This is a genomic window from Flavobacterium sp. F52 (assembly GCF_000278705.1).
GTDB classification, from domain to species: Bacteria; Bacteroidota; Bacteroidia; order Flavobacteriales; family Flavobacteriaceae; genus Flavobacterium; species Flavobacterium anhuiense.
Map to the genome: position 1 here is coordinate 1 of NZ_AKZQ01000023.1, position 11,110 is coordinate 11,110.

Sequence of the window (11,110 nt, forward strand, 5' to 3'; positions counted from 1 at the left end):
AGCTTTGCGAACTTAATATTTAGATATTGCTTGCGCTTCAAATTAAAATGCCTTAGCGTACTTTGCGTTAAAAAATCTATGCACATAAAAAAACGAGCCAACAATAATGCGGCTCGTTTAGATTGAGATATAAATAAATTACACTAACTGTTTCAATGCAATCTCAAAAGCAGTTGCACTGATATTTGTTTTAGATGGGCTTAGAGCATGCGCTTTAACAATTGCATTTTTAATAGTTTCTGAAGTGTCATTAAAAATTGCCTCGTCTGTCATTTGAACTTTTTTCTCCATGAAATAAGCAAAAACTCTCGCCATTCCGCAGTTTGAAATAAAGTCAGGAATTAAACTTACTTTACTATCTACTTCTTCCATGATAGAACCAAAGAAAATTTCTTTGTCTGCGAAAGGAACATTTGCTCCGCATGAAATTACTTCCAATTCGTTTGCGACTAAACTGTCAATTTGAGCCTGAGTTACCAATCTTGAAGCTGCACAAGGCGTGAAAATCTCAGCGCCAATTGTCCAGATTTTAGAATTGATTTCCTCAAACGGAATCATATTATCAGCAACTAATTTGTTTCCGTCTTTATTTAAGAACAAAGTTCTGATTTCTTCAAAAGAAAAACCTTCTTCTTTTATTAATCCGCCATCACGGTCGATAATTCCAATTACTTTTGCGCCCATTTCGACTAGATAAAAAGCAGCGGCAGAACCTACGTTTCCGAAACCTTGTACGATTGCTTTTTTACCTTTAATGTCTCCTCCGTAAGTTGCATAGAAATGACGAACTGCTTCGGCCACACCAAAACCAGTAATCATATCAGCAACTGTGTATTTCCTAGTTACGTCTGGTGAGAATTTTGGGTTTTCGATAACCTTAATTACACCTTGACGCAATTGCCCGATTCTATTAATTTTATCTGCTTCTGTTGGTTTGAAGTGTCCGTTGAAAACTCCTTCTTGCGGATGCCAAACGCCACATTCTTCTGTCATCGGAATTACTTCGTGAATCTCATCAACATTCAAATCTCCTCCAGTTCCGTAGTAGCTTTTTAGTAACGGAGAAACCGCTTTGTACCAGCGTTGTAAAACTCCTTTTTTGCGAGGATCGTTCGGATCAAAATTTATTCCAGATTTAGCACCGCCAATTGCAGGGCCTGAAACAGAGAATTTAACTTCCATTGTTTTAGCTAGAGATAAAACTTCGTTCATGTCTAAGCCTTTTCTCATTCTTGTTCCTCCACCCGCAGCTCCTCCACGAAGTGAATTAATAACAGTCCACCCTTCGGCTTCTGTTTCTGAATCTTTCCAATTGAAAACAATTTCAGGTGCTTTGTTTTCAAATTGTTGTAATAAATCTTTCATTTTGTTGTGATATGTTTATTTTGCGTAAATGTATAAAATAGAATAATGCGAATAATGTATTTTGCATCAAATTTATAAAACAAAAAAGAAAAGCCGAAAACTATTTGGTTTTCGGCTTTTTGAATATTCAAAAAATTAAGAATTATTGTCCTAATAAGTGTTTTTTCAAAGTTTCGTCTACTGGTTTGTCAGAAAGCCAGATTCCGAATAATGCTTTTTTGAAATCGAATCCAGGAATTTTTCCTTTTAAAACTTCATTTTTACTCACATAAACATTTTGGTCTAACGGATTGTATGCTAAAATGAAAACATCTTTTTCTGTAATGGCATCGCTTAAAAAGCTTTTTAATTGCTCAATTCTAGGGCGCAATTGTTCCAAATTTGCACCAGCAGATTTTTCAAAACCTGTATTCATTGCTTTTGTTAATTTGCTAGAAGAAACCATAGAAGAAGTGATTTCGATTCTCACAGCCATTTCTGTGTCACTGTCAATAATGAATTGTGGATCTTGAGTTAATTGAGATAAATACAATGCCTGAACATAAACTTCTAACCACATTTTTGATCTTCCGCCTGCTCCGTTTAATTGTAATGACTTGCCTTGAAATTCTATTTTTCTTGGAACTGTAACGCCATTAACATCGATTTGAGTTTGTGCTGAAACGGTAGAAAATTGCAAGCTTAGAAGGACTGTCAGTAAAAGTAAAATCTTTTTCATATTCATCAATTTTTTATTTTTAGGGCAAAAATAATAGTAATTTATCAATATTTAGGTCACATTGAAAATGTTTTTTTACTAAAATTTTCATGTTTAATTTTTGTATTGCATTAGCAATCAATTTAGTAAGAGTAGGTTTACGTAGTTTTACTGATTTTAAGAATTGTTTAATTTTTGAAGTACTAAGAAATTTCATTTTTCTGATTTTAAAACACTTTTTAAGCTCATTTTTGAATGAGAGATTTTATAGGTTTTGTTGTGAAATTAACTCCCTTTTGAAAAAAAAGATAAATAATAACGAAAACGTTATCGTAATCTTTGCTGATCTATTAATTTTGTATGCATGCATTGTAATTTAAACATTAAAAATTTATCTTTGGAAGCCTTTGCATAAAAAAAATAAGGCATCGAAAAAACACAAAAACAAAAAATCATCAACTAAAGAAATCTGTTTGAAATCTGGTTGAGAAAAACATTTAAAGTAAACTACTATGGATTTTAATCTTACCGAAGAACATTTAATGATTCAGCAGGCAGCAAGAGATTTTGCTCAAAATGAATTATTGCCGGGAGTTATTGAACGTGACGAAAAACAAATTTTTCCAACTGAGCAAATCAAAAAAATGGGTGAGCTTGGATTTATGGGAATGATGGTTGATCCTAAATATGGAGGAAGCGGTCTCGACGCTGTTTCTTATGTGATTGCAATGGAAGAAATTTCTAAAGTTGATGCTTCTGCTTCGGTTGTAATGTCGGTAAATAATTCATTAGTTTGCTGGGGATTGCAAGAGTATGGAACTGAAGAGCAAAAACAAAAATATCTTCCAGGTCTTGCTTCGGGAGAAATTCACGGTGCGTTTTGCTTAAGTGAGCCGGAAGCTGGAAGTGATGCAACTTCGCAAAAAACTACTGCAATCGATATGGGGGATCATTATTTAGTTAATGGGACAAAAAACTGGATTACAAATGGAAATACTGCATCTGTATATTTGGTAATTGCACAAACTCATCCAGAATTAAAGCACAAAGGAATTAACGCTTTGATTATGACGAAAGATATGCCAGGTTTCTCAGTTGGTCCAAAGGAACAAAAAATGGGAATTCGCGGTTCTGACACACACTCTTTAATGTTTACTGATGTGAAAGTTCCAAAAGAAAACAGAATCGGAGAGGATGGTTTCGGATTTAAATTTGCTATGAAAACACTTGCTGGAGGTAGAATCGGTATTGCATCTCAAGCTTTGGGGATTGCTTCTGGAGCGTATGAATTGGCTCTAAAATATTCTAAAGAGCGTAAAGCCTTTGGAACTGAAATCTGCAACCACCAAGCAATTGCTTTTAAATTGGCAGACATGGCGGTTAATATCGAAGCAGCACGCCATTTATGTATGAAAGCAGCTTGGGATAAAGATCAGCATAAGAGTTATGATGTAAGCGGTGCAATGGCGAAGCTTTTTGCTTCGCAAGTTGCAATGGATACAACGGTTGAGGCTGTTCAGATTCACGGAGGTAACGGATATGTAAAAGAATATCATGTAGAGCGTTTAATGCGCGATGCAAAAATTACTCAGATATACGAAGGAACTTCTGAAATTCAGAAAATTGTAATTTCTAGAGCGGTTATTGCTGGATAAATAATCTTAGAATTTTTTTTATACCCTTTCGGCTTTTAGTTGAAAGGGTTTTTTTATGAATATTCTATTACTTTTCATAAGTTTATAGTCCAATAAATTTTATAATCAATCCTCAATAAAAAACAGAAAACTATGAGAAAGCTATACTTTTTGCTTCCAGTTATTTTTTTAGCCTGTAAATCGGGAACTTCAACAACAAAGGAAAATGAAGTAAAAACAGATTCAAAGCCAATAGAAATCAGCTATAAAGTAAAAGAAAATGAAATCTCAGATTTTCTTAAATACCTTTCTTCTGATGAATTGGAAGGTCGTGAAACCGGAACAAAAGGAATTGAAAAAGCGGCAGTTTTCTTGGAAGACTTTTTAAAGAAAAATAAAATCAAACCTTATTTTAAAACTTACAGAGATACGTTGACTAATTTTAATACGCCGGCTTTTAATATTGTTGGGGTTATTGAAGGAACAGATCCTCAATTAAAAAAAGAGTTTGTAGTATTGAGCGCACATTACGATCATATTGGTTTGGAGAAAAAAGATCAAGCTGACAAAATTAATAACGGAGCTAATGACGATGCTTCGGGTGTGACTTCTGTAGCAGCAATGGCAAAGTATTTTAGCGAAACAAAATCGAATAAAAGAAGTATTTTAGTTGTATTCTTCGCAGGAGAAGAAAAAGGATTATTAGGATCTAAAAGTTTAGTGGAGAAATTGAAAAAACAAAATTTCAATCTTTATACGCAATTAAATATCGAAATGATTGGTGTGCCAATGAAAAGAGATTATCTGGCTTACATTACGGGTTTTGATAAATCGAATATGGCGCAAAAAATAAACGAGTACACAGGAAAAAATACTATCGGATTTTTGCCAAAAGAGGCAGAATATCAATTGTTCTACCGTTCTGATAATTATTCATTCTTTCAAGCTTTTGGCAAACCATGTCAATCTTTAAGTACTTTTGACTTTGAAAACTTTGATTTCTATCACCACGTTTCAGATGAATTTAAAGTGATGGATATTCCTCATATAACTAGATTCACACAAGAATTATTGCCAGCTGTGACCAAAATTGCGGTTTCGCCTACGCAAGAAATAACCATGAATAAATAAGAGGCTGTTTTACAGCATTTGATTATTTTTGCTCCATGAAAAATATTATCGTTACAGGAACAAGCAGAGGAATTGGTTATGAATTGGCCTTGAAATTTGCTGAAGCAGGTCACCAAGTTTTGGCCATTTCCAGAAAAATACCGCAAACACTTTTAGAACATCAAAATGTAACTTGTCTATCTGTTGATTTGGCAGATGAAACTGCTTTAGATCAAGTTGAAAATTTCCTTTCTTCAACTTGGAAAAAAGTAGATGCAGTAGTTCATAATGCAGGAGCCTTACTTTTAAAGCCTTTTGCAGAAACTACTCAAGCAGACTTTGAAAGTATTTATAAAGTGAATGTTTTTGCAGTGGCGAATTTAACTCGTATCTGTATTCCGTATTTAGAAAAAGGAAGCCATGTTGTTACGATTAGTTCTATTGGCGGAGTTCGCGGAAGTTTAAAATTTGCAGGATTAGCGGCTTACAGTTCCAGTAAAGGTGCTGTAATTACTTTAACTGAATTGCTAGCAGAAGAATATAAAGAAAAAGGAATTTCTTTTAACGTTTTGGCTCTTGGCTCTGTTCAAACCGAAATGCTTAATGAAGCTTTCCCTGGTTATCAAGCGCCAATTTCAGCAGAAGGAATGGCAACTTATATTTATGATTTTACGCTTAACGGAAATAAGTATTTTAACGGAAAGGTTCTTGAAGTTTCATCAACAAACCCTTAGTTAATTATAAATTATGAGTTATGAATTATGAGTGAGAGTATTGTGAAAACTAAAAGTTTTGAATTAGCTGTAAGAGGAGTTAATTTTTATAAATGGCTAGTTGCGGAAAGGAAAGAATTTATAATGAGTAAACAATTTTTACGTTCTGTTACCTCTGTTGGTGCAAATGTTCGTAAAGCTGTAAATGCACAAAGCAAAACTGATTTTATTCATAAACTGTCAATTTCTCAAAAAGAATGTGATGAGTCAATGTATTGGTTAGAAATATTAAACGCAACAAATTATATTTCTAATGCTGAATTTGAATCAATGCATAAGCAATGTGAGGAAGTGCTAAAGATCATAAAAAGTATAATCATAACGTCAAAGAAAAAACTCATAACTCAAAACTCATAATTCATAATTACCTTGAGCGAAACTTTAGCTAAATATATTCCAGAACATGCGGTAAAACCCGTTTTCGATTTGATAGTGGCCAATCAGGTGCATTTGAAAATTGTAAACGAACGTCAGACGCGTCATGGAGATTATAGACGCGGTCCGAGTGGAAAGCATGAAATTACGGTTAACGCTAGTTTGAATAAATACAGGTTTTTAATCACGTTAATTCATGAGATTGCACATTTGGTTGCTTTTGAAAAATTTGGACGAAATATAAAGCCGCATGGTAATGAATGGAAATTTACTTTTCAGCGTTTAATGGTTCCGTTTATTCGGCCAGAAATATTTCCAGGACATATTTTGCCTTTGTTGGCGAGACATTTTAAGAATCCTTCAGCAAGTAGTGATACCGATACAACTCTTTCTTTGGCTTTAAAGCAATATGACAAAGACAATGACAAGAACTATGTTTTTGAAATTCCCTATGGAAGTATTTTTAGAATCAAAAACGGTAAAGTTTTTAAAAAAATAGCCGTTCGGACAAAACGTTTTGAGTGTTTAGAAATCAGCTCTGGAAAAACCTATCTTTTTAATCCAAATGCGGAAGTTGAATTGATAACGTTGAAAAATTCCAATATTTAAATTCCAAATTCCAATAATTGGAAAAATCAATAAAAAAATCCCAAATTCCAAGTTTACTACCATTGGAATTTGGGATTTTAAAATATTAGAATTTAAAAGACTATAATCCTTTCAAATACGCTTCACGTACTTTCTTAAATAAGTTTGAAGAATAAACGAATTTTACGATTGCTTCATTATCGGTTCTAAAGATTTCTTCTTTAGTTCCCTGCCAAGCTTTTAATCCTTTCTTTAAGAAAACAATATTTTCGCCAATCTCCATTACAGAGTTCATATCGTGCGTGTTGATTACGGTAGTGATATTGTACTCTTTTGTAATTTCCTGAATCAAGTTGTCAATCAAAATCGAAGTATTTGGATCTAAACCTGAGTTTGGTTCATCGCAAAACAAATATTTCGGATTGTTTACAATAGCGCGTGCAATTGCCACACGTTTCTGCATACCTCCAGAAATTTCAGAAGGTAATTTTTTATGAGCGTCTACTAGATTTACCCTTTCTAAAACAAAATCAACACGTTCTTTGATTTGTCCTTTGCTATTATTGGTAAACATTTTTAACGGGAAAGCTACATTTTCTTCCACAGTCATAGAGTCAAATAAAGCACTTCCTTGAAATACCATTCCTATTTCTGTTCTCAAGTCGCGTTTTTCATCTTTATCTAAGTCAGAATAAACTCTTCCGTCAAATTCAATTGTTCCTGAGTCTGGCGTGTGAATTCCTAACAAAGTTTTTAATAAAACCGTTTTTCCAGATCCACTTTGCCCAATAATCAAGTTGGTCTTTCCAGTTTCAAATACCGTCGAAACGCCTTTTAAAACTTTGCTGTCGCCAAATGATTTTTCTATATTTTTTACTTCTATCATTATCCTAATAATAATTGAGTTAATATATAATTTAGAAGGATGATAGTTACAGATGTCCATACAAATGACGTTGTACTTGCCTTACCAACTTCTAATGCACCACCTTTCATGTAATAACCGTGAAAAGATGGAATTGTTGCCAATAACATAGCAAAGATTAAAGTCTTGATAAAGGCATATGTAATATGAAACGGTATGAAATCTTTCTGAGCTCCCATAATAAAATCTGCTCCCGTTGAAAATCCTCCGTAAGCGCAAGCAAGCCATCCTCCAAAAATTCCTAAAAACATACTTATCCCGATTACAAAAGGGTACATCAATAAAGCTATAATTTTTGGGAAAACAAGATAGTTTACTGAGTTTACTCCCATAACTTCTAAAGCGTCAATTTGTTCTGTAACACGCATTGTTCCGATACTTGAAGTAATGTAAGATCCCATTTTTCCAGCCATAATTACCGATATAAAAGTAGGAGCGAACTCCAAAACCACAGACTGGCGTGTTGCGAAACCGATTAGATATTTTGGAATCAAAGGATTAGTCAAGTTTAATGCCGTTTGGATAGCAACAACTCCTCCAATGAAGAAAGAAATAAAGCATACAATTCCAAGTGAATCAATAATCAAATCGTCTATTTCTTTGAAAATTAAATTTTTCATAACCGACCATTTGGTCTGTTTATTGAAAATTTCTTTCAACATTAAAAAATATTTTCCTATTTGGGATAAATAACGAATTAGCATCATAAGTTTTAAATATTGGCTAAGGTAAAAAGAAGTTATGAGTTTTGAGTTATGAGTTAAGAGTTTTCGGCACGTTTCCGAATCAAATTAACTTTTTTTTCATTTTTTGCAAACGATAATTTCTGATAAACTTAGCTTGTTCAGGAGTTACAAGTAAAGGTGTTTTGGCGCTTTTAGCTTTCATAAATCCTTTAATGTAATCTAAAAACAGAAATGGTTTTTTCTTCATCATCGCCAATTTTGCAGAAGCAATTGCTGTGATCCAGAAACCATAACCCAAAGTATAAAACGCTTCGCCTTGTTTATAGCGAGCTGTTTTGTTGTAATTTGCACCAGTCGGTTTTAGATGTTTTACATGTAAAGATTGGTCAGTAACTATTTTCCAATCATAATATTTGCATAGTAATTCATCTACAGTATCCCAGCCCATTGCTGGTTTTAAACCGCCAATTTGCAGAAAGGTTTCTTTGCGATACGCTTTTAAAGCTCCTCGAATATGATCTTTATCGGTTAGGTTTTCTAAAACCCATTCGCCATTTTTATCAATATAGCAGAATCCGCCGACCATTCCGATTTTTGGATCAGATTCGAAATGTTTGATTATGGTTTCAAAGTAGTTTGGAGGAAAAATTAAATCGCCATCTATTTTTACAATAATATCGTAATCAGAATCCAGAGTTTCAAAACCTTTTTGAAATGCCTGAATTACTTTGCTTCCCGGCAAATGAATCGCATCTGAAGTTTTGTTTACAACAGAAATGTATGGATTTTCTTTTGCAAAACTTAAAACAACTTCTTCTGTTTTATCGGTTGAATTATCATTTACGACTACAACTTTAGAAGGCAAAACAGTTTGGGAAACCAAAGATTGTAAGGTCAGGCCAATTAAATCTTGCTCGTTATGTGCGGGAATGACGATATAGTACTTCATTTTAAATTCCAATTTTTAAATTCCAAATTCCAAACCTTGAGAATAAATCCCAATCTTCTAAAATTCCAAATTCCAATCTTAACGATATGGTTAAAATTGGAATTTGGAATTTAAAATTTGGAATTTATTTTATCTTTTCCGCAACAACGATATAATATCTCGGAGTGAAATATCTTAATAATGGTCTTAATCCAAGCTTTTTTACTGGATGTGTAAACTGCAGACGGTCTGTTATTTTCCATCCCGTTTTTTCTAAAAGCCAATCCAATTGCCAATCTTCAAATTCATGGTAATGTCTGTCCCACATATCGGTTTTAGAACGATAAGCGGGCGAGAACCATAAGCGTAATGGAATTGAGATTAACAATTTGTCACATTTTACATTCTGTAAAATCGTGTACGGATTTAGTAAATGTTCGAAAATTTCAAATGCTGTAAAAACAGTATATTCTTCTGTTTGTAAAGCAGTATGATCGTTGTCTAAATCTTCTCCTTTAGTGTTTTTTACCTTGTATCCGTTTTCTTCCATTATTTTAGAAAATGGATTTGGTACGCCAAAATCAAAAATGGTTTCAGATGTGCTAACGTGTTTTTTTAAAAACTCTAAAGTAAGTTTGAATCTTTTATTCGGAAACGTTTTTTCGTACATAGTCATTGCGAACGAATCTCTCGTTCATGAATTGTTAATTAGGTCGCAAATATACTAAAAAAGTCCGCACTATAAGATGCGGACTTTTTTTAGTTTTCAGTCTCAGTCACAGTTTACAGTTAGTTAAACGGAATACTGCGACTGTAAACTGCGACTAGTATCGGTAAACAAAAGCATTAATGTTCATTCCCGCTCCCACAGAAGCAAAAATAAGAACATCACCTTTGTTGATTTCGTGGCCTTCAACTTTTCCTTGAAGAATTAAATCATATAAAGTTGGTACAGTTGCAACACTACTGTTTCCTAAATCATGAATACTCATTGGCATAATGTCTTTAGGAGCTGTTTTGTCATATAATTTGTAGAAACGTTCGATGATCGCTTCGTCCATCTTTTCGTTTGCTTGATGAATCAGGATTTTTTTAACTTCGTCTATTGCAATACCGCTTTTATCCAAACAGCTTTTCATCGCACACGGGACATTGCTTAAAGCAAATTCGTAAATTTTGCGTCCGTACATTTTAATGTATTTCGTATCTGGATCTAAATCTTTATTGTATGATTTTCCAAAGAAAAGATAATTAGCTTCATCAGTTGCGTAAGTTGCACTTTCATAAGCTAATAATCCTGCTTCATCTGTGGAGGCTTCTAAAATTGAAGCGCCAGCACCGTCTGAGTAAATCATCGAATCACGATCGTGATCGTCTACAACTCTTGATAAGGTCTCGGCTCCAATTACCATCACTCTTTTTGCCATTCCAGATTTAATGAAAGCATTGGCTTGCAAAACGCCTTCAATCCATCCTGGACATCCAAAAATAATATCATAAGCGACACACTTAGGATTTTTGATTCCTAGTTTGTTCTTAACACGTGTTGCTAAACTCGGCAAAATATCAGATTGAGTAGTTCCTGGTTTTACATCTCCAAAATTATGGGCGATGATGATATAGTCTAAAGTTTCTGCATCAATTGCGGCATTTGCAATTGCTTTTTCAGCAGCAAAGAAAGCTAAATCAGAAGCATTGTATTGTGGTTCAGCATAACGGCGATTTTCAATTCCAGTAATGCCTTTAAATTTTTTAATTACAACTTCATTAGGATAACCAAAAGGAGTTCCGTCCTCATTTAAAAAAACATGCTTATCAAAATCTGTGTTTTTTACTTCTAAATTAGGAATATAGCTCCCAATACCAATTATTTTTATTTTCATTTTTCCCTTTATTATCCGATAAATTTAGCGCTAATGTATAAATAATATTATGATAACAATCATAAAAAATAGTATGCATGCATATAATTATGAAATAACTATTTTTCGGTTGATATATTGTATTTTTTCTAATGATTTTTTAATAT

The 11,110-nt window shown here is 33.4% G+C and carries 12 protein-coding genes; 5 read left to right on the forward strand and 7 right to left on the reverse strand.

Annotation, left to right across the window (positions count from 1 at the left end):
• Positions 1-138: 138 nt before the first annotated feature.
• Both FF52_RS07165 and FF52_RS07170 read right to left on the reverse strand, forming a co-directional pair.
• The gene (locus FF52_RS07165) at positions 139-1,365 is read right to left on the reverse strand and encodes a Glu/Leu/Phe/Val dehydrogenase dimerization domain-containing protein (protein ID WP_008464197.1); all 1,227 of its coding nucleotides are present in this window, start codon (positions 1,363-1,365) and stop codon (positions 139-141) included.
• A gap of 142 nt (positions 1,366-1,507) precedes the next feature.
• Entirely contained in the window at positions 1,508-2,083 is a 576-nt protein-coding gene (locus FF52_RS07170) for a chalcone isomerase family protein (RefSeq protein ID WP_035691184.1), read from the reverse strand.
• A 491-nt stretch (positions 2,084-2,574) separates the two neighbouring features.
• Between FF52_RS07170 and FF52_RS07175 the strand changes: the two genes are divergently transcribed.
• The 5 genes from FF52_RS07175 (at position 2,575) to FF52_RS07195 (ending at position 6,563) form a co-directional block, all read left to right on the forward strand.
• Entirely contained in the window at positions 2,575-3,717 is a 1,143-nt protein-coding gene (locus FF52_RS07175; RefSeq protein ID WP_008464201.1) for an acyl-CoA dehydrogenase, read from the forward strand.
• Between the two features lie 132 nt (positions 3,718-3,849).
• Positions 3,850-4,827 (forward strand): M20/M25/M40 family metallo-hydrolase, encoded by a 978-nt coding sequence (locus FF52_RS07180; RefSeq protein ID WP_008464202.1) that lies wholly within the window; start codon positions 3,850-3,852, stop codon positions 4,825-4,827.
• Between the two features lie 35 nt (positions 4,828-4,862).
• Positions 4,863-5,540 (forward strand): SDR family NAD(P)-dependent oxidoreductase, encoded by a 678-nt coding sequence (locus FF52_RS07185; protein WP_008464203.1) that lies wholly within the window; start codon positions 4,863-4,865, stop codon positions 5,538-5,540.
• Between the two features lie 27 nt (positions 5,541-5,567).
• The gene (locus FF52_RS07190; RefSeq protein ID WP_008464204.1) at positions 5,568-5,936 is read left to right on the forward strand and encodes a four helix bundle protein; all 369 of its coding nucleotides are present in this window, start codon (positions 5,568-5,570) and stop codon (positions 5,934-5,936) included.
• Positions 5,937-5,948: 12 nt separating this feature from the next.
• Positions 5,949-6,563, forward strand: coding sequence for a SprT-like domain-containing protein (locus tag FF52_RS07195; protein ID WP_008464206.1), 615 nt, complete (start codon positions 5,949-5,951; stop codon positions 6,561-6,563).
• Between the two features lie 100 nt (positions 6,564-6,663).
• Here FF52_RS07195 and FF52_RS07200 read toward each other — a convergent pair whose 3' ends face one another.
• The 5 genes from FF52_RS07200 to FF52_RS07220 all read right to left on the reverse strand — a co-directional run bounded on the left by FF52_RS07200 (position 6,664) and on the right by FF52_RS07220 (position 10,964).
• On the reverse strand, positions 6,664-7,428 hold the full coding sequence (locus FF52_RS07200; RefSeq protein ID WP_008464208.1) for an ABC transporter ATP-binding protein: 765 nt from the start codon (positions 7,426-7,428) through the stop codon (positions 6,664-6,666).
• A complete protein-coding gene (locus tag FF52_RS07205; RefSeq protein WP_008464210.1) occupies positions 7,428-8,174 on the reverse strand; it encodes an MlaE family ABC transporter permease in 747 nt (248 codons plus the stop codon). Before FF52_RS07205 ends, FF52_RS07200 begins: the two co-directional genes overlap by 1 nt.
• 79 nt (positions 8,175-8,253) lie before the next feature.
• On the reverse strand, positions 8,254-9,102 hold the full coding sequence (locus FF52_RS07210) for a glycosyltransferase (protein ID WP_008464212.1): 849 nt from the start codon (positions 9,100-9,102) through the stop codon (positions 8,254-8,256).
• A gap of 124 nt (positions 9,103-9,226) precedes the next feature.
• Entirely contained in the window at positions 9,227-9,751 is a 525-nt protein-coding gene (locus FF52_RS07215; RefSeq protein ID WP_008464214.1) for a methyltransferase, read from the reverse strand.
• 154 nt (positions 9,752-9,905) lie between these two features.
• Positions 9,906-10,964 (reverse strand): 3-oxoacyl-ACP synthase III family protein, encoded by a 1,059-nt coding sequence (locus tag FF52_RS07220; protein ID WP_008464216.1) that lies wholly within the window; start codon positions 10,962-10,964, stop codon positions 9,906-9,908.
• Positions 10,965-11,110 lie beyond the last annotated feature (146 nt).

What these genes read in the sequence shown, in the direction of transcription:
- FF52_RS07185 (WP_008464203.1), top strand. Translation starts at nt 4,863, where the DNA reads ATGAAAAATATTATCGTTACAGGAACAAGCAGAGGAATTGGTTATGAA.
- FF52_RS07190 (WP_008464204.1), top strand. Translation starts at nt 5,568, where the DNA reads ATGAGTGAGAGTATTGTGAAAACTAAAAGTTTTGAATTAGCTGTAAGA.
- FF52_RS07220 (WP_008464216.1), bottom strand. Translation starts at nt 10,964, where the DNA reads ATGAAAATAAAAATAATTGGTATTGGGAGCTATATTCCTAATTTAGAA.
- FF52_RS07200 (WP_008464208.1), bottom strand. Translation starts at nt 7,428, where the DNA reads ATGATAGAAGTAAAAAATATAGAAAAATCATTTGGCGACAGCAAAGTT.
- FF52_RS07205 (WP_008464210.1), bottom strand. Translation starts at nt 8,174, where the DNA reads ATGATGCTAATTCGTTATTTATCCCAAATAGGAAAATATTTTTTAATG.
- FF52_RS07170 (WP_035691184.1), bottom strand. Translation starts at nt 2,083, where the DNA reads ATGAAAAAGATTTTACTTTTACTGACAGTCCTTCTAAGCTTGCAATTT.
- FF52_RS07215 (WP_008464214.1), bottom strand. Translation starts at nt 9,751, where the DNA reads ATGTACGAAAAAACGTTTCCGAATAAAAGATTCAAACTTACTTTAGAG.
- FF52_RS07165 (WP_008464197.1), bottom strand. Translation starts at nt 1,365, where the DNA reads ATGAAAGATTTATTACAACAATTTGAAAACAAAGCACCTGAAATTGTT.
- FF52_RS07175 (WP_008464201.1), top strand. Translation starts at nt 2,575, where the DNA reads ATGGATTTTAATCTTACCGAAGAACATTTAATGATTCAGCAGGCAGCA.
- FF52_RS07210 (WP_008464212.1), bottom strand. Translation starts at nt 9,102, where the DNA reads ATGAAGTACTATATCGTCATTCCCGCACATAACGAGCAAGATTTAATT.
- FF52_RS07180 (WP_008464202.1), top strand. Translation starts at nt 3,850, where the DNA reads ATGAGAAAGCTATACTTTTTGCTTCCAGTTATTTTTTTAGCCTGTAAA.